The organism is Pseudomonas marginalis (assembly GCF_008692035.1).
GTDB classification, from domain to species: Bacteria; Pseudomonadota; Gammaproteobacteria; order Pseudomonadales; family Pseudomonadaceae; genus Aquipseudomonas; species Aquipseudomonas marginalis.
Genome location: NZ_VTFG01000001.1, coordinates 1,384,484 through 1,402,106 on the forward strand (window position 1 = coordinate 1,384,484; position 17,623 = coordinate 1,402,106).

Consider the following 17,623-nt stretch of genomic DNA (forward strand, 5'->3'; position numbering starts at 1 on the left):
GTTTCTTCCTGAAGGCGCCGACTTTACCCTATCGGCGCTATAACGCGTGACCCAAAGCCATCGACTATCTAAACTGCAGCACACCTAGCAATACGCCATAACTTCGAGATCCCCATGGGCCTACTCCAGCGCAACAACGTCAACGTGATGGGTGACGGGCCCTCGACCCTGGTGTTTTCCCATGGTTTCGGCTGCAACCAGGCCATGTGGAACTACCTTGCGCCGCAGTTCAAAGAGCGTTTTCGCGTGGTGATGTATGACCTGACGGGCGCAGGCCTGTCCGACCTCAACGCCTTTGACAAGGCCAAGTACAGCGCGCTGGACGGCTATGCCCGCGACTTGAACGAGATCATCGAGGCCTTTGCCGAGGGCCCGGTCATCCTGGTGGGACACTCGGTCAGTGCCATGATCGGCACCCTCGCCGACCGCCTGGCCCCCGGCCGTGTCGCCGCCCATGTGATGATCGGCCCGTCGCCACGCTATATCGATGACGATGGCTACGTGGGCGGTTTCAAGCGCGCCGACATCGACGACCTGCTCGACACCCTCGACAGCAACTACCTCGGCTGGTCCAGCGCCATGGCCCCGGTGATCATGGGAGCCCCCGGCCAACCGGCGCTGAGCGACGAGTTGACCGAGAGTTTCTGCCGCACCGAGCCGGAGATCGCCAGGCAGTTCGCGCGCGTGACCTTTATGTCGGACAACCGCCAGGACGTGATCGGCCTGCCCACCCCGGTGCTGATCCTGCAATCGAGTGACGACCTGATCGCCCCGGTGGCCGTGGGTGAATACCTGCACAGCGTGCTGCCCAACAGCACCTATTGCCTGGTGGACAACGTCGGCCATTGCCCGCACATGAGCGCGCCGCAGGCCTGCGCGGCGGCCATGGATGCCTTCCTCGCGCCGTGGATGGCAGCACGTGCCGGCTGATCTGTTCGACAGCGCCGCCTGCGCCCTGGCCGTCACCACGGAAGATGGCACGATCCTGCAGGCCAACGCACGCTTCAGAGACTGGCTGGGGTTCAGCATCGCCGAGCTGCAGGGCCGGCGTTTCCAGGACCTGCTGAGCATGGGCGGGAGGATCTTCCACCAGACTCACCTGGCGCCCATGCTGCGCATGCACGGCAGCGTCACCGAGGTGAAGCTGGACCTGTTGCACCGCGACGGCCACAAGCTGACCGTGCTGCTCAACGGCAACAAACGCGAACAGGCCGGCTCGGTGGTGTACGACCTGGCGCTGTTCGGCACCACCGACCGCGACAAGTACGAGCGCGAGCTGCTCAACGCGCGCCACCTGGCCGAAGCGCTGTTGCAGGAAAAAACCGCCACCGAAGTCGCGCTGCAACAAGCCCAGGCCGAACTGAACGAGGCCTATGCCATCGCCCAGCGGCGCGCCCTGTTTGCCGAGCAGATGGTCGCGATTGTCAGCCATGACCTGAAAAACCCGCTCACGGCGATCCGCATGGCCTCGGACTTTCTCAGCCGTGGCGAACGCACGCCCAAGGAGCGCCAACTGCTGGGGCACATCGGCCAGTCCTCCGAGCGCGCGCAACGGATGATCGCCGACCTGCTGGACTTTACCCAGGCACGGGTCGGCCAGGGCATCACCATCAAGGCGGCGCCGCTGGACCTGCACGAGGTGATCCATCGCGCGGTGGACGAACTGCGCGTGGCGTTCCCCAAGGCAACGCTGAAGCATCACGCACAGGGCCGTGGCGACGCCTGCCTGGATGCCGATCGCGTGCAGCAAATCATCGGCAACCTGGTGGCCAACAGCGTGGCCTATGGCGATCCGCAACAACCGATCACCATCACCTCGCGCCTGGGTGCCGGCGCTTGCGAAGTGGCGGTGCACAACCACGGCACGGCGATTCCGGCAGGTTTGCTGGCCGGGCTGTTCGAGCCCATGACCCGTGGCACCGACCAGGGCAGCGACGTGCGCAGCGTGGGCCTGGGCCTGTATATCGTGCGGGAGTTGGCCAAGGTCCATGGCGGCGATGTGGCGGTGAGTTCCTGTGCCACGGCCGGCACCACCTTCACGGTGACGTTTCAGAACAGGTAGGCGCTGCCCTGCATGATCGGCTCCACACTGCCCGTCAACACCACACCGCCCTGCGCGTCCCAGTGCACCGTGACCGTACCGCCGTCGCACTGCACCTGCACCGTGGCATCCAGCAAGCCACGGCGAATGCCATTGACCACCGCGCCGCAACAGCACGAACCGGAACCCAGCGGCACGCCGCCGCCACGCTCCCAGATGCGCAGGCGGATATGCCCACGGTCGAGCACCTGCACGAAATGCACATTGGTCCTGGCCGGGAACAGCGGGTGAATTTCCAGCGCCGGGCCGACGGCGGCCGGATCGATGGCGTTGATGTCGGCCACAAAAAACGTGCAATGGGGGTTGCCCATGCTGCACGCCGCCGGGTTGCCCGGCAGCGGTAACGTAACCGTATCCATGGCCTCGGCCAGCGGCACGGCCGCCCAGTCCAGGGACGGCGCGCCCATGTTGACCGACACTTGACGATCCGCTACCCGCACGCAGGTCAGCAGGCCCCGGTCGGTGCGCAGCACAACCGAATCGCTGCGGGTTTCATGCATCAAACGGTCGGCCACCCCACGCGTGGCGCTGCCACAGGTTTGCAGCGGCGTGCCGTTGGGGTTCCAGAACTTGATGCGCGCAGCGGCGTCTTCGCAGTCGAGCACCACGGCCAGTTGATTGAAGCCAATGCCGGTGTGGCGATCGCCCAGGCGGCGGGCGACCTCGGGGGTGACAGGGTCGTCCAGGCCACGGCGGTCGATGATGATGAAATCGTCGCCGTGGGCGTGCATCTTTGTGAACGGCAAGGTCATGGGCTGTCCTGGGGTCGACCGGTGGGGGAACGGGAGGATACCCTGAACCGCCCCACCCTTATCGAGAGTCAAGCATGCTTATCGTCTTCAGCGGCCTGCCCGGCACCGGCAAGACCACGATTGCCCGCGAGTTGGCGCGCCAGACCGGTGCGGTTTACCTGCGCATCGATGTGATCGAACAGGCGATTCGCGACGCGGGCGTATTGGCAGGTGATGTCGGTGCCAGCGGCTACGGCGTGGCGAATGCGCTGGCGCTGAGTAACTTGCAGTTGGGCCATAGGGTCGTCGCCGATTGCGTGAATCCGGTCGAGGAAAGCCGGGCAGCCTGGGCAGCGACGGCCGCGACGGCAGACGTGGCGCTGGTCAATATTCAGGTGGTGTGTACAGACGCACAGGAACACCGGCGCCGGGTGGAAACCCGTACGGGCGACATTCCTGGGTTGACGCCGCCGACTTGGCAGTCGGTATCGACGCACGAATACGAGCGCTGGGGCCAACCCGTGTTGACCCTGGACACGGCCTCCGTGACAGCTACCGAGGCCGTCGCGTCAATCGTTGCCCACACGGCAATGCCCTAGAGCACACTCCCCATCGCCTTCATCAACACCAGGTCGCGCCCATAAATATCCGGCGCATACACCAGGTCACCCTGGCCGTCGACCTGCACTGTCCAGTAGCCCAGCAGCACCGGCACCGGGGTGGCCAGCCGGAATTCATGGGTCACGCCGGTGGCCAGCAGTTCATCGGTGCGCGCGCGTTCGGCCGGGCTGACCAGCAGGTCGCGCAACAGCAGCGGTTGTTCAACCCTTACGCAACCCGAACTGAAGGCCCGTGGGCCTTTGGTGAACAGCGGTTGGCTCGGGGTGTCGTGCAGGTACACCGAGTACGGGTTGGGAAAGCGCATCACGATCTTGCCCAGCGGGTTGCGCGGACCGGCTTCCTGGCGCAGGAGGATATTGCCGGGGCGCGCCCAGTCGATATTTTCCGGCGCCAGCGGGTGGCCTTCGGCGTCGAGCACTTGCAGGTTCTGCTGGCGCAGGTATTCGGGGTTGAGGCGGATGGCCGGGAGTTTGTCCTCGCGCATGATGGTGGGCGGGATGGTCCAGGTGGGGTTGAGGGTCAGCCGGGTGATGCGTGACTTGAGCAGCGGCGTCTGGCGTTCGGCGCGGCCCACCTGCAGGCGGGTCTGCCACACCGGGATGCCGCTCTGGTACACGCTCAGTTGCGCGGCGGCGACGTTGACCAGCACGCCTTCGGGCTCCAGGTCCTGGGCCAGCCAGCGGAAACGCTCGAGGTTGATGCGCAGCTGTTCGCGGCGCATGGCCGGGCTGATATTGAGTTCGGCCACGGTGCCGGCGCCGATCACGCCGTCCGATTGCAGGGAGTGGCTGAGCTGGAAGGCCTTCACCGCCGTGACCAGTTCCGGACCGTATTGTTTGCCGGCGCCCTTGGGTTCTGCAGACAGGTAGCCACCGCTGTGGAGCCGACGGGCCAGTTCCGGGACGCGCGGGTCGTCCATGCCGGGACGCAATAACGGGCCGCTGCCGACCGGATCCCAATGCGGCAAGGGTTGCAGGCGGACGCTGGCATAGGCGTTGCGCAGGCTGCGGTACAGATCGGCGCTGGGGCGCGCCTGGTCAAAGGCTTGCGCCATGTTTTGCAGGCCGAGGGCAGCGAGGGCCAGCACTTCGGTGTCGGGGTCGCGGGTGGGCGGCTGCGAATGCCACAGCGGTTCGAAGCGCGATTGCTGCAGGCGCCCGTAATGCAGATCCTGCAGGGCTTGCAGGTAGTGCTGGCTGATGTCGATGTCGCTGCACAGCACATTGGCCGTGGCATCCGCCGCAGGCAGACTATAGTGGGTGGGGTCCAGCCCGTCATCGGCGAGCAGCTGCAATTGGGCGTGCAGTGCCTCGCGGCGATCATTGGCGGACCACAGCGGCCCATTCCCCTGCTGCTGGTAGAACGCTTGCAGGCGCAGTTGCGTGGCAGCGTCTATCTGCGCGGCAAGGCCGGGGCAGACACCCGGCAGTTGCGCCAGCGCCTGTTGCAGCGGGGCCAGTTCGACCGGCGCCGGCGTCGTGACCGGCAACGGCTCGACCGGCAGCACGTCGGCTGTGGCGACCAATGGTGCAACGAGCAGGCAAATGCTCAAGTAACATGCGTGTTTTTTGAACAATAGCTTTGCTCCAATCCACAGTGGGGGATGTACTGTAGATGCTGACTTTTATATGCCGCCTTGGTTTGGTCACCATGGGCCTGGCTTTACTGAGCAATTCTGCGCTCGCCGCCAATGGCAACCCTCCTTCCTTGTATAACAGCCTGGCGCGCTCGGCTCCAGAACTCAATCCCACCGTACTGAAAAGCGCCCTGAACGCCGTGCAGTGCGCGGTCAATAACGGCGAGGAACGCTCCGAGCGCCTGGCCGTGATTGACTATTCCCAACCTTCAACCGCCCGTCGGCTGTGGATCTTCGACCTGCGCAAGAAAACCCTGGTGCTGCGCGACCTGGTGGCCCACGGCGCAAAGTCCGGGGAAAACTTCGCCACCCAATTCTCCAACCTGGAAGGCAGCCATCAATCCAGCCTGGGCCTGTTCCGCACCCAGGAAAGCTACCTGGGCACCCATGGCTACTCGCTGCGCATGGACGGCCTGGAGCCGGGGTTCAATGACCAGGCCCGCGACCGCGCCATCGTGATTCACGCCGCCGACTACGTCAGCCCCTTGTGGAGCAAGCGCGAAGGCCGCATCGGCCGCAGCCAGGGTTGCCCGGCCGTGCGCCCGCAGGTGGCACGCCAGGTGGTGGACAAGCTCAAGGATGGGCAGTTCATGTTTTCGTGGTACCCCGACCAACGCTGGCTGAAGTCCTCGACGTACCTCAATTGCAGACCCCAGCAGGTGGCGAGTAGTCGTACAATCCGTGGCGGTTAGCCTGTCCCCACAGATAAAAGAGAGCTTCGCATGCTTCTACATCAATCGACCTGGATCGAGATCGGGCAGTTCCTGGAACGCAGCCGCACGGTGGTGATTCCCATCGGCTCCAACGAACAACACGGCCCCACCGGCCTGCTGGGCACCGACTGGATGTGCCCGGAAATCATCGCCCATGAGGCGCAAAAGAACGCCGACATCCTCATCGGCCCCACCTTCAATATCGGCATGGCCCAGCACCACCTGGGTTTCCCCGGCACCATTTCCCTGCGCCCTTCCACCTTTATCGCTGCGATTGGCGACTGGGTGCGCTCGCTGGCCGGGCATGGCTTCGACAAGATCCTGTTCCTGAACGGCCACGGCGGCAATATCGCCACGATTGAAGCGGCGTTTTCCGAGCTGTACGCCGAGGCGAGCTTCGGCCGTCGCCCTGCCGGGTTTGCGTTGAAGCTGGTGAACTGGTGGGACCTGGAAGGCGTCACTGATCTGGCGCACCGCCAATTCCCGGTGGGCCATGGCAGCCATGCGACGCCTTCGGAAATCGCGGTGACGCAGTGGGCGTATCCGGACGCGATCAAGTCGGCCGACTACTCCCCGCAGATCGCCAACACCGGGCCGATCCGTGAAGCCCTGGACTTCCGCGCCCGCTTTCCCGACGGGCGCATGGGCTCGGACCCGGCGCTGGCGACGGTGGAGAAAGGTGGGGAGTTGGTGGCGCTGGCGGCTCAAGGGCTGGTGAAAACGGTTAACAGCTTCAGCAACGAAGCCAGACCTTAGGCCTTATACACATTCAAATGTGGGGGGGCTTTCCCCAATGCCAGTCAGTTAAGGAGGAACACTGTAACTGTGGTGAGCGGGCTTGCCCGCGTTGGGCTGCGCAGCAGCCCCCAATAAGAGCACTGCAGTGTGCCAGACAGCTCCGGGGCCATGTTTTGGGGCTGCTTCGCAGCCCAACGCGGGCAAGCCCGCTCGCCACAGGTGACGGGTTGCCCGTTCTGTCCCTTAACTGATCGGCATTGGGGCTTGCTCCCTCCCACATGGGTTATCTGCAGTCCTGCGCCACCTGTTCAAGCCGCGACGGCGTAATGGTCGACGCCAGCGGCTTGCGCTCGTACAAAAACACCTTGCCGCCGTCCCCCGCCTTGTAGACCTCCAGCACGTCATCGGCGGCAATCTTGCTGGTCAACACCAGCTTGGCGTGGCGCGAGTTCTGGGTCACCGTCGACGTGATGCCGTGCTTTTCCAGCTTGGGAAGCAGGCATTGCACATAGTCATCCGGGCTCTTGCCGGTTTGCAGGGTCAAGGTCGGATTATTGGGAGCGGAAACACAACCGGCCAGCAACAGGGCCGCGACCGGTACGAAAAAAGAGCGCATGAAAAAATCCTGAGTCTAAAAATAAAGGTTCACATCAACCCGCGCGAACCAGCGCCTTGAGCGAGGCATCGAACTGCTTCAACGCATCGAGCTGCACATCCCGCTGCTGTTCGATCCGCGCGGCAATCTCCGGTGCGGCCTTGTCGTGCACCCACACCGAGGGCACCTGCCTGTGCACCGAGCCTTCGGCCTTGGCGATGTATTGCAGGCTCGCGTCATAAAACCGTGCGATAAAACGCGCTTCGACCTGATCGTTGCGCTGGGTCAGCAATTGGTTATGGGTATCGAGCATCACCACCACATCGGGGCGAGCCTGCACCAGGGCATCCAGGTTGTCGTAGACCGTCACCGACAAAAAGGTTCCCTGCAGCGAGCTGATCAACCAATCAATGGCCAGTTCCGGGTCGGAGCTGTTGACGAACGCCTCGCGGATACCTGCGTCAAGGGCATCCCTGGCGCCATTCAAGGCCATGTCGTGGTAGCGTTCAAGGTAGCTGAGGTTGTCGCGGGTGTTATCGCTTAACAACACCCCCACCGATTGCGCATGCTGCAGGGAGTCTACGCTACCGACGATAGGTAGCAAATGGCCTGCACGCAATTCATCAGCGATCGCTGCGTTATTGACGATCACAGTGCCCAGCATCAGCATCATTAAACCCAGCTGAATCAACGTCCTCATCGCGCATTTCCTTGAACAGCGTCTCGATGCAGGCGATTTTGCGCTTTTCCTGAAAAAACAGAACTTGCGTTGCATGATGGTGACTATTATCTGAACCGATAGTGCTCACATAAAACCTATAAGGACCACGCCATGAAGCCCCACCAGAAAACCTTCGACCGTATCCGCGAAGCCGTCTTGCCGGAGTTTCGCGAGCGGGTCGCCGATTACCTGGTCGAGTATGAACAGGTACTGCTGGATGAGGCGTCGGAGGCCGAACAGGTGCACGCCAGTGCCCAGCAGTTGCGCGGCTACCTGCGTGGCTTGAACACCACGCGGGTGCTGGGCATGGCCGATTGGGAAGACCTGGACCGGCGCGTCATGCAAATGACGGCCGGCGCTACAGCGCAGGACGTTGCAGGTTGACCCACGCCTGCACGGACGGCCGGCGCCACTGGCGCTGCGCATAAGCCACCAACTCGGCAGGTACGCTGTCGCCGTTGAGAATCAGACGATTGAGCATCACCGCCAGGTCCACGTCAGCAATGCACCACTCACCGAACAAGTACGAAGGGTTGCCCGCCAGCAGCACCTGCGCCGCACTGATCAAGCGCAGGGCTGCCCCTTGGGCGTCGGCTGACAACGGCGGCATTTTCTGCCCATAAAACACCACCAGGGTCGAACGCTCCTGGCGAATCGGCAGCAAATCACTGCGCAACCACGCCTGCACCTGTCGTGCCCTCGCCCGCTGTTTGGGGTCGGCCGGATACACGCTGGTCTCGGGGTAGGCCTGGTCCAGGTATTCGGTAATCGCGGAGGATTCCGACAAGGCAAAATCGCCTTCCAACAGGGTCGGCACGCGCTGGGTCACGGATAGCTGGGCAAAGTCGGCCGTCTGGTTCTGCGCGGTGTCCAGGTCCAGGGTGACCAGGTCGAAGGCCAGGCCTTTTTCCCGCAGGGTAACGAACACCGACATCGCGTACGGGCTGGTGTAGAGCGAATCAACGTAGAGGCGCAACGGGGGTTGGTTCATGACGGGCTCCTTGGGTGAAGCCCTACGCTACGAGATGCGCGCCAAGAAAGACAATGCGCGTTTTTTATGGGGGCATTCCCGGGCGGAATAGCGGGTTAACCGGCAAACCCGCCCTTGTCCAGAAAGGCGCGCTCTTCATCCGTGGTGACCCTGGCCAGCACCGCATTGCGATGGGGAAAGCGCCCGAAGCGCTCGATGATCTGCGCGTGCTCCTTGGCCCAGCGGTAAGTGTTGGCATCCAGCTGCTGGTTGAGGGTCAGGGAGCGTTGCTGGTCTTTTGGGTCTTCCGAGTGCTCGAACGGCAAATAACAGAACGCCCGCAATGCCGGCTCAACCTGCTGGTCGAGCCCGGCGTCCACCATGCGCTGGGCATACAGGCGCGCGAGCGGGTCGGTGGCGAACATGTGCGCGGTGCCGCGAAAGGCGTTGCGTGGGTATTGGTCGAGCAGGATCAGCAAGGCCAAGGCGCCTTCGGCTGAATCCAGCCAGCTTTCCAGCTCACGCCGGGCGGCTTGCAGGTGGGTGGCGTGGAAGGTCTCGCGGAAGGTGGCGTCGAACCCATCGTCCTTGGCGAACCAGCGCTTGGGGCCGGCGTGCTGCCAGAAGTCGATGACGGTTTGAGGGGTGCTCATGCTCAGGGTCTCCGGGTGTGAGTTCACTGAAGGTATCAGAAGCGAGATCAATGGAGGGCAACGCGTCGATTAATGTTATAGGATAACGCCAATTTTCCGCCCTGCCCTGTGATCCCGCCCATGACCGATGCCGTTCCCCTGCGCCAACGCCTGCTCTCCATCGACGCCCTGCGCGGCCTGGTGATCCTGTTCATGCTGCTCGACCACGTACGCGAGACCTTCCTGCTGCATCGCCAGGTCAGCGACCCGATGAGCATCGACAGTACCGAGCCCGCGTTGTTTATCAGCCGCACCCTCGCCCACCTGTGCGCGCCGGTGTTTGTGTTGCTCACGGGGTTATCCGCGTTTTTATACGGCCAGAAATACCAGGGCCGCCGCGATGTGTCGGCGTTCCTGTTCAAGCGCGGGTTGTTCCTGGTGGTGCTGGAGCTCACCCTGGTCAACTTCGCCTGGACCTTCCAGTTGCCGCCCAGCGTGATCTATCTGCAGGTGATCTGGGCGATTGGCATCAGCATGCTCGCCCTCGCCGCCCTGGTGTGGTTGCCGCGCCCGCTGTTGATCGTGCTGGCGCTGGTGATCATCGGCGGGCACAACCTGCTGGATGGCCTGCACTTCGACCCAGGCTCGGCGCTGCATATTCCGTGGACGATCCTGCATGAACGCAATTGGATTGACGTGTCCGACAGCCTGCGCCTGCGCACGACCTACCCGATACTGCCGTGGATCGGCGTGATTGCCCTGGGTTACGGCCTGGGACCGTGGTTTGCCAATGCCACGCTGCCTGCCGTGCGCCAGCGGTATTTGCTGCGCGGCGGTGTGAGTGCGTTGCTGGGGTTCGTGCTGTTGCGTGGGCTCAATGGCTACGGCGAGAAACCCTGGCAGGCGTATGACAGCGGCGTGCAGACGCTGATGAGCTTTTTCAATGTCACCAAGTACCCGCCTTCGCTGCTGTTCCTGGCGTTGACCCTGGGGATTGGGCTGTTGCTGTTGCTGGCGTTTGAACGCGCGGGGCATCGACGCTGGATCGGCGTGTTGGCGGTGTTTGGGTCCGTGCCGATGTTCTTTTACCTGCTGCACCTGTATGTGCTGAAAGTGCTGTATGTCGCCTGTGTCGCGCTGCTTGGCCTGAACCAGGGCAACTACTTCGGCTTCGACAGCATGGGCGCGGTGTGGCTGATGGCGCTGGTATTACCCCTGGCGCTCTACCCGCCGGTGCGCTGGTTCGCCGGGCTCAAGGCCCGCCGCCGCGACCTGGCGTGGCTCAAATACCTCTGACCTGAAACGGATCCAAATGTGGGAGCTCGCCCATACTCATCGTGGCATAGGTATCTACACAATTTTCAGAGACTGGCGAGTTCCCCTGTGGCGAGCGGGCTTGTCCCGCGTTGGGCCGCGTAGCGGCCCCAAAACAGCCGCTATGGAGTTTCTGATACACCGCATTCTGCTTTACTGGGGCTGCTGCGCAGCCCAACGCGGGACAAGCCCGCTCACCACAGGGAGATTTGTCAGAGGCTGAACAGTTGTGTAGATACCCATGGCTATCGGGGGCAAGCCCCCTCCCACATTTTTTACGATATCAAGCCAACTCAGCCCGTAGCTGGCGAGCTGCGGTGACCATATGAATCAACGCCGCCTCCGTCTCCGGCCACCCCCGCGTCTTCAACCCGCAATCCGGGTTCACCCACAGGCGCTGGGCAGGAATCCGCTTTGCAGCCTTGCGCAGAAGGTTGGCCATTTCCGAGGCATCCGGTACCCGTGGAGAGTGGATATCGTAGACGCCTGGGCCAATGTCATTGGGGTACGCGAAAGCTTCGAACGCGTCCAGCAGTTCCATGTCAGAGCGTGAGGTCTCGATGGTGATCACGTCGGCATCCATGGCCGCGATGGACTCGATCACATCGTTGAACTCGCTGTAGCACATGTGCGTATGGATCTGGGTTTCATCCCGCACGCCCGAGGCGCACAGACGGAACACTTCGGTGGCCCAGTCCAGGTACCCCTGCCAGTGCGCCTGGCGCAACGGCAAGCCTTCGCGGAACGCGGCTTCGTCGATCTGCACGATCTGGATGCCGGCGGCTTCCAGGTCGACCACTTCGTCGCGAATCGCCAGGGCCAGTTGGCGGGCCTGCACTTCGCGGCTCACGTCTTCGCGCGGGAACGACCACATCAGCATGGTCACAGGGCCGGTCAGCATGCCCTTCATCACCTTGCCGGTCAGGCCCTGGGCATAGCGGATCCACTCCACCGTCATCGCCTTCGGGCGGCTCAGGTCGCCGAAGATCACCGCCGGTTTCACGCAACGCGAACCGTAGCTCTGCACCCAGCCGAAGCGGGTAAATACATAGCCATCCAGTTGCTCGGCGAAGTACTCGACCATGTCGTTACGCTCGGCTTCACCGTGCACCAGCACGTCCAGGCCGAGGTTTTCCTGCACCTCGACGGCGTGACGAATCTCGCTGTGCATGGCTTCGACGTATTCGGCTTCGCTCAACTTTCCAGCCTTGTACGACTGGCGCGCCAGGCGGATCGACGCGGTCTGCGGGAACGAACCGATGGTGGTGGTCGGGAACAGCGGCAGGTTAAGGCCCGCACGTTGTTTCTCGATGCGCTGGGTAAACGGCGACTGGCGCTGGCTGTCCTGGCGGGTAATCGCTGCCACACGCGCCTGTACCGCAGGCTTGTGGATACGCGGCGAGGCAGCGCGGGCAGCCTGCACGGCGCGGCTTTCGGCCAGGGCAGCGAGGACGTTGGGCGCTTCAGGCTGGTTGACGGCTTGCGCCAGCACCGCCACTTCGGCGCACTTCTGCACAGCGAACGCCAGCCAGCTTTTCAGCTCCGCATCCAACTGGTCTTCACGGCCCAGGTCCACCGGGCTGTGCAGCAGCGAGCAGGATGGCGCCACCCACAGGCGATCACCGAGTTTTTCATGGGCGTGCTGCAAGGTGGCCAGGGCGTTTTCCAGGTCGCAACGCCAGACGTTACGGCCGTTGACCACGCCCAGGGACAGCACTTTATAAGCCGGCAGGCGGTCGAGGATGGTCGGATACTGCTCCGGCGCGCGCACCAGGTCGATGTGCAGGCCATCCACCGGCAGGTTCGCGGCAAGGCCGAGGTTCTCTTCCAGGCCGCCGAAGTAGGTCGCCACCAGCTTTTTCAGCGGGTCACGCTGGATCAGGTTGTAGGCACGCTCGAACGCGTTCTTCCATTCCTGCGGCAGGTCGAGGACCAGGATCGGCTCGTCGATCTGCACCCATTCCACGCCGAGGTCGGCCAGGCGCTGGAAGATCTGGCCGTACAACGGCAGCAGGCGCTCAAGCAGGTCGAGCTTGTCGAAGTCACCACCCTTGGCCTTGCCCAGCCACAGGTAGGTCAGCGGGCCGATCACCACCGGCTTGACGGTGTGACCCAGGTCGAGGGCTTCCTTAACTTCTTCGAACAACTGCTCCCACCCCAGGTGGAATTGCTGGTCGGCACTGAATTCAGGCACCAGGTAGTGGTAGTTGGTATCGAACCACTTGGTCATTTCCTGGGCATGGGCACCGCCGCAGCAGCTGTCGCTGACGCCACGGGCCATGCCGAACAGGGTGTCGAGGGTGGCCTGGCCATCGGCCGGACGAAAACGCTCGGGGATCACACCGAACATCAGCGAGTGGGTCAGCACCTGGTCGTACCAGGCAAAATCACCGGCGGGCAGCAACTCGATACCGGCCTGCTTTTGCAGGTCCCAATGGGCCTTGCGCAGTTCGCGGCCGACGGCACGCAAGCCAGCTTCGTCCAACTCGCCCCTCCAGAACGCTTCCTGCGCTTTTTTCAGTTCACGATCGCGTCCAATGCGCGGAAATCCGAGGGAATGAGCGACTGCCATGACTTACAACTCCACTGTAGGTATTCAATGGCAGCCATTGTCGGCACACGAGCATAGTGAGACAAACTCATTTTATTCCAGATGATCAAAAGATCTGCTCATGTTACCAGCAGTGAATAGATCAACCCATTGCTGGTCGCGTCTCCTCTATTACGCATACCATGGCCCCAAACAACCATTCAAATGAGCACCCATGATCAAAGCCAGCCTGCGTAGTCACCTCACCCTGTGGTTTGCCGGGTTGTCGCTGCTCATTTTGTTGAGCGTGGGTTTCTATGTGGGGCATATCGCCACCGAGCAGATGAAACAGGCCAGTGCCAATACGCTGTTGAGCACTGCGCGCTCGACGGCGGCGCTGCTGGCCGTGCAATTGCGCGAACGGCAGTTGGAAGTGTCCTTGCTCAGCAAGGCCCCGCTGTTTCGCCGTGGCGACCTGGATGCGCCGGACATCCTGGCCTTGATGGAACTGCGCACCCAATCGCGCGCCGAGTACGCGTGGATGGGGGTTGCCGACGCCGACGGGCGTGTGCGCCAGGCGGTCAATGGGCTGCTGGTCAACCAATCGGTGCAGCAACGCCCCTGGTTCCAGGCCGGCCTGCGCGGCGAGTACACCGGCGATCCCCACGAGGCGGTGTTGCTGGCCAAACTGCTGCCAGGCGCGGCGAATGGCGAGCCGCTGCGCTTTATCGACTTTGCCGCGCCGATTCACAATGCCCGTGGCGAGACGATCGGCGTGCTGGGCGCCCATGCCCACTGGCGCTGGGTGACGCAGATCGTCGCGTCCGCCGTGACGCAAAAAGACGCCCTCCCCGATATCGAGGCCTTGATTGTCGACTTCGATGGCAAGGTGCTTTACCCCGAAGCCCTCGCCGGTGAGCAAATGCCTAAAGACAAGCTGGTCACGCCAACCGGCTGGTTCACCGACAACGGCTACGTCACCGCCTCGGTCGCCGTCCCCAGCCCGTCCAACGCGCGGGTGAGCTGGTACATCATGGTGCGCCAGCCGTTGGACGTAGCCCTGCAACCGGCGCGCAGCCTGCTGTACAAATTACTGGTGCTCGGCCTGCTCGCAGCGATCATCTTTATCGTGGCCGCGTATTACCTCGCCTCCTCCCTCAGCCGTCCCATCGAACGCCTGGCCAAGTCCGCCAAACAGGTGCAGGACCATCAGCCCGGCGCGGTCTTTCCCCAGGAACACCCGGTGCTGGAGATTGCCCAACTGGGGCAATCGCTCACCGGCATGACGCAATCGCTGCTTGCCAAGGAACGTGAACTGCAAGACGCCAACGCCTCCCTGGAAGCCACCGTGGCGCAACGCACCGCCGACCTCACCCAGGCCAACGCCGACCTGCTCAAGCTGGCCACCCACGACGCCCTCACCGGGGTGTTCAACCGGCGCCGCTTCGACGAAAAACTCGCCGAGAACAGCCTGCTGTTCCAACGTACCGGTCGCACCTTCGCCCTGCTGCTGATCGACGCCGACTATTTCAAGCGCGTCAACGACACCTACGGCCACGCCGTTGGCGATGATGTGCTGTGCCAACTCGCGGCACTGATAGAAAACACCACGCGCGCCACCGACTTCGTCGCGCGTTATGGAGGGGAAGAATTCGCCGTGCTGCTGCCGGAAGTCGAAGAGCCGGACAGCCCCGACGTGGTCGCCGAAAAAATCCGCGCGGCCGTGGCGGCCGCGAAGTTCCCGACCGTGAGCCAGGTCACGGTGAGTATCGGCGTGGGCGTGGCAGAGCCTTCTGACCGCGACTCCCTGGCATTGCTCAAGCGCGCGGACATGCGCTTGTATGAGGCCAAGGGCGCGGGCAGGAACCGGGTGGCGTGAGCAAGCCCCCCCTGTAGGAGCGAGCTTGCTCGCGAAGAACACAAGGACACCGCTGGCATTCTGGAAAGGCGCGTTATCGTTGACGTTTTTCGCGAGCAAGCTCGCTCCTACAGAGGTGAGGGGCTCAGCGGTACTACATCAACGGAATCGAATAACTCACAAACACCCGATTCTGGTCCTGGTCCCGTGCCACTTCACTGCGCGACACGCCGTTACGCCAGCCGAACCCGACGTTCTTGAATGTGCCGCTCTGCACCACGTAATCCAGCGAGATGTCCCGTTCCCACTCGCTGGCGTCGTTGCCGCTGGTGGTGAGGATGTGGTCGCCCTTGAGGTACATGACCGAGGCCTTCAGCCCGGGCACACCCAGCGATGCGAAGTCGTAGGCGTACTGGGCAAAGGCGGTGCGTTCGCCGGCCTGGATGAAGGTCTGTACGGTACGGTCGGTGTAGAGGTACAGGCTGGCACCGCCCTCGCCTTTGTTCACCAGGCCGCCCTGGTTGAGTTGGGCGAAGTTGCTGTCGTCCGAGACTTGCTGGTAACCGGCAGTGATCGCGTGCGGGCCGAGGGAGTAGATGAACGCGGCGCTCCAGGTGTTGTTGTCGATTTCACCGTTGCCGTTCTTGGTATAGCCGCCCAGCTTGTAGCCTTCGGCACGGCCGGCGGCGCTGCTGTTTTTACCGTCGGAGCTGGTCTTGAAGTAGCGCAGGTCGGTTTTCAATGAGCCGTATTCGCCCAACGGCAATACGTGGATCAACCCGGCGAAGTGTTGTTGGTAATAGTCTTCGAGGTTGGCGTAGTAGTACTGGACCATCAGGTCCTTGGTCAGCTGGTAGTCCGCACCGGCGTAGGTGAATTTATTGCTTTCCTGGGTACCGCCCGCCGCTGCCAGGCCACTGCGGTCGCTGGAACCGCGACCGGTGGTGTGCTCAAGCTGGCCGCCGACCAGGGTCAGGTTGTCGATGTCCTTGCTGGTGACCTGCCCGCCTTCGAACGACTGCGGCAACAGGCGGCCGTCGTTGCTCACCAGGATCGGCAGGTTCGGGCGCAGGTAGCCGTAGCGCGCTTCGGTCTTGGCAAAGCGTGCCTTGGCCGTCGCGCCACCACGGGCCCAGTTATCCGTGGCCTTGCCGTCTTCGGTGGGGATCATCGAGCTGCCGACATGGCGCGCGGCGCTGCTGTCGAGGGTCACGCCGAGCATGCCGATGGCGTCCAGGCCAAAGCCGACGGTGCCGTCGGTAAAGCCCGACTGGTAGTTGAGGATAAAGGCCTGGCCCCACTCTTCGGTCTTCGACGGTGCCGCCTTGCCGTCGCGGTTGTCGTTATTGAAGTAAAAGTTACGCATGCTCAAGTTGGCTTTGCTGTCGCTCAAAAAGTCAGCGGACGCCAAGGGGCTCAGGGCAATGCCCAGGCCGCCGGTCAATACACTTAATACATTCAACGTGGCTTTCATCAGGACGAACTCCGGCGCGGAATCCAGGTTCCGGGCGCAAAAAATGGGCAGCAGGATGCCGTCGGCCAAACGTGACGTTGGCCGCGGCGTTAACGGTTATTCAGTTGCTTAGTTGTTAGCGAGTTGAGTGAAGTGAAACCTCCGTAAACCTCAGTCAATCAATCCATGAGCGTCATAAAACGGGTACGGCCCCGGGTAATCCCCGAACACGCCGTTGTGGCTGATCAGGCCCTGTTGCGCATCCCAGCGATGCAACAGATACCCCGCCGGTTCCAGGTTGAAATGCGCGGGCGCGGCGTCCTGCAGGTCCAGCACAATCTGATGGGAAGTACCGGGGCACACACAACTCAGGCTGCCGCCAAAGCGTCGTTGCATCGGTCGGTGCAGGTGCCCGCACAGCAGGCGTTCCACTTGCGAGTGGCGAGACACAACCGCTTCCAGCGCCGCAGCGTTGATAAAGGGTTCGCGGTCCATATGGCCGATGCCGCTGATAAACGGTGGATGGTGCAGGATCAGCAACGTCGGCGCGTCCGGGCGTCGTGCCAGTTGCGCGTCCAACCAGTGCAATTGGCTGTCCAGCAGCTGGCCGCCGTGCCCACCCGGGATAGTCGAGTCCAGGCCGATCAAACGCAGCGGATGCTCGTCCACCACCCAGTCCAACGGCCCCTCTGCCGACAAAGGCAAGTAGGCGTGATCACGGAATGCCTCGAGCAACGGCCCGCGTGTGTCGTGGTTGCCGGGCACCAGGTAGCACGGCATGTGCAGGCGCGCGAGTTCGGGGTGCAGCACGGCGTATTCATCGGCGCGGCCGAAGTCCACCAGGTCACCGCTGATCACCACAATATCGGGCCGTGGGTGGCTGGCGTTCAAATGGTCGACGGCACGGCGCAGCGCGCCCAGGGTATCCACCACCCCATACGTCAGGCGCTGGCCGGCTTTAAGGTGCAGGTCGCTGATTTGCGCAACAAGAAACGGACGATTCACAAGCA

17 protein-coding genes are annotated in these 17,623 nt (G+C 62.8%); 8 read left to right on the plus strand and 9 right to left on the minus strand.

Annotation, left to right across the window (positions count from 1 at the left end; genetic code table 11):
- The first annotated feature begins 114 nt into the window (after positions 1 to 114).
- Together FX984_RS06055 and FX984_RS06060 are read left to right on the plus strand one after the other, a co-directional pair.
- The gene (locus FX984_RS06055) at positions 115 to 930 is read left to right on the plus strand and encodes an alpha/beta fold hydrolase (protein ID WP_065941858.1); all 816 of its coding nucleotides are present in this window, start codon (positions 115 to 117) and stop codon (positions 928 to 930) included.
- A complete protein-coding gene (locus FX984_RS06060; protein ID WP_146477227.1) occupies positions 920 to 2,062 on the plus strand; it encodes a PAS domain-containing sensor histidine kinase in 1,143 nt (380 codons plus the stop codon). The genes FX984_RS06055 and FX984_RS06060 overlap by 11 nt, the downstream gene beginning before the upstream one ends.
- Here the strand turns inward: FX984_RS06060 and dapF are convergent.
- On the minus strand, positions 2,050 to 2,853 hold the full coding sequence (gene dapF / locus FX984_RS06065; protein WP_146477225.1) for a diaminopimelate epimerase: 804 nt from the start codon (positions 2,851 to 2,853) through the stop codon (positions 2,050 to 2,052). The two genes, FX984_RS06060 and dapF, sit on opposite strands and share 13 nt — an antisense overlap.
- A gap of 74 nt (positions 2,854 to 2,927) precedes the next feature.
- Here dapF and FX984_RS06070 point away from each other — a divergent pair, with 74 nt between their 5' ends.
- The gene (locus FX984_RS06070) at positions 2,928 to 3,431 is read left to right on the plus strand and encodes a P-loop nucleotide/nucleoside kinase family protein (protein ID WP_146477223.1); all 504 of its coding nucleotides are present in this window, start codon (positions 2,928 to 2,930) and stop codon (positions 3,429 to 3,431) included.
- On the opposite strand, the gene FX984_RS06075 is transcribed toward FX984_RS06070, so the two are convergent.
- Positions 3,428 to 5,029 (minus strand): L,D-transpeptidase family protein, encoded by a 1,602-nt coding sequence (locus FX984_RS06075; RefSeq protein WP_027607225.1) that lies wholly within the window; start codon positions 5,027 to 5,029, stop codon positions 3,428 to 3,430. The two genes, FX984_RS06070 and FX984_RS06075, sit on opposite strands and share 4 nt — an antisense overlap.
- 38 nt (positions 5,030 to 5,067) lie before the next feature.
- Here FX984_RS06075 and FX984_RS06080 point away from each other — a divergent pair, with 38 nt between their 5' ends.
- The gene (locus tag FX984_RS06080) at positions 5,068 to 5,781 is read left to right on the plus strand and encodes a murein L,D-transpeptidase catalytic domain family protein (RefSeq protein WP_027607226.1); all 714 of its coding nucleotides are present in this window, start codon (positions 5,068 to 5,070) and stop codon (positions 5,779 to 5,781) included.
- A gap of 30 nt (positions 5,782 to 5,811) precedes the next feature.
- On the plus strand, positions 5,812 to 6,558 hold the full coding sequence (locus FX984_RS06085; protein ID WP_027607227.1) for a creatininase family protein: 747 nt from the start codon (positions 5,812 to 5,814) through the stop codon (positions 6,556 to 6,558).
- Between the two features lie 265 nt (positions 6,559 to 6,823).
- On the opposite strand, the gene FX984_RS06090 is transcribed toward FX984_RS06085, so the two are convergent.
- Both FX984_RS06090 and FX984_RS06095 read right to left on the minus strand, forming a co-directional pair.
- Complete coding sequence (locus tag FX984_RS06090; protein WP_027607228.1) at positions 6,824 to 7,156, minus strand: YajG family lipoprotein; 333 nt, start codon at positions 7,154 to 7,156, stop codon at positions 6,824 to 6,826.
- 34 nt (positions 7,157 to 7,190) lie between these two features.
- The gene (locus FX984_RS06095) at positions 7,191 to 7,835 is read right to left on the minus strand and encodes an ATPase (protein ID WP_092357364.1); all 645 of its coding nucleotides are present in this window, start codon (positions 7,833 to 7,835) and stop codon (positions 7,191 to 7,193) included.
- 132 nt (positions 7,836 to 7,967) lie between these two features.
- On the opposite strand from FX984_RS06095, the gene FX984_RS06100 reads away from it, so the two are divergent.
- A complete protein-coding gene (locus FX984_RS06100) occupies positions 7,968 to 8,240 on the plus strand; it encodes a hypothetical protein (protein ID WP_146477221.1) in 273 nt (90 codons plus the stop codon).
- Here FX984_RS06100 and yfcF read toward each other — a convergent pair.
- Entirely contained in the window at positions 8,215 to 8,847 is a 633-nt protein-coding gene (yfcF, locus tag FX984_RS06105; RefSeq protein WP_146477219.1) for a glutathione transferase, read from the minus strand. The two genes, FX984_RS06100 and yfcF, sit on opposite strands and share 26 nt — an antisense overlap.
- Before the next feature lie 95 nt (positions 8,848 to 8,942).
- Complete coding sequence (locus FX984_RS06110; protein WP_146477217.1) at positions 8,943 to 9,479, minus strand: DUF924 family protein; 537 nt, start codon at positions 9,477 to 9,479, stop codon at positions 8,943 to 8,945.
- Positions 9,480 to 9,599: 120 nt separating this feature from the next.
- Here FX984_RS06110 and FX984_RS06115 point away from each other — a divergent pair, with 120 nt between their 5' ends.
- Entirely contained in the window at positions 9,600 to 10,754 is a 1,155-nt protein-coding gene (locus tag FX984_RS06115) for an acetyltransferase domain-containing protein (RefSeq protein WP_146477215.1), read from the plus strand.
- A 301-nt stretch (positions 10,755 to 11,055) separates the two neighbouring features.
- Here FX984_RS06115 and metE read toward each other — a convergent pair whose 3' ends face one another.
- Positions 11,056 to 13,344 (minus strand): 5-methyltetrahydropteroyltriglutamate--homocysteine S-methyltransferase, encoded by a 2,289-nt coding sequence (gene metE, locus FX984_RS06120; protein ID WP_146477213.1) that lies wholly within the window; start codon positions 13,342 to 13,344, stop codon positions 11,056 to 11,058.
- A gap of 193 nt (positions 13,345 to 13,537) precedes the next feature.
- Here metE and FX984_RS06125 point away from each other — a divergent pair, with 193 nt between their 5' ends.
- Positions 13,538 to 15,181: a sensor domain-containing diguanylate cyclase gene (locus tag FX984_RS06125; RefSeq protein WP_146477211.1), complete on the plus strand. Its 1,644-nt coding sequence runs from the start codon at positions 13,538 to 13,540 to the stop codon at positions 15,179 to 15,181.
- A 133-nt stretch (positions 15,182 to 15,314) separates the two neighbouring features.
- Here FX984_RS06125 and FX984_RS06130 read toward each other — a convergent pair whose 3' ends face one another.
- Together FX984_RS06130 and FX984_RS06135 are read right to left on the minus strand one after the other, a co-directional pair.
- Entirely contained in the window at positions 15,315 to 16,634 is a 1,320-nt protein-coding gene (locus FX984_RS06130; protein ID WP_146477209.1) for an OprD family porin, read from the minus strand.
- Between the two features lie 150 nt (positions 16,635 to 16,784).
- Positions 16,785 to 17,618 carry a phosphodiesterase gene (locus FX984_RS06135; RefSeq protein ID WP_092357686.1) on the minus strand — a complete coding sequence of 278 codons (834 nt, stop codon included), beginning with the start codon at positions 17,616 to 17,618 and terminating at the stop codon, positions 16,785 to 16,787.
- Positions 17,619 to 17,623: the final 5 nt, after the last annotated feature.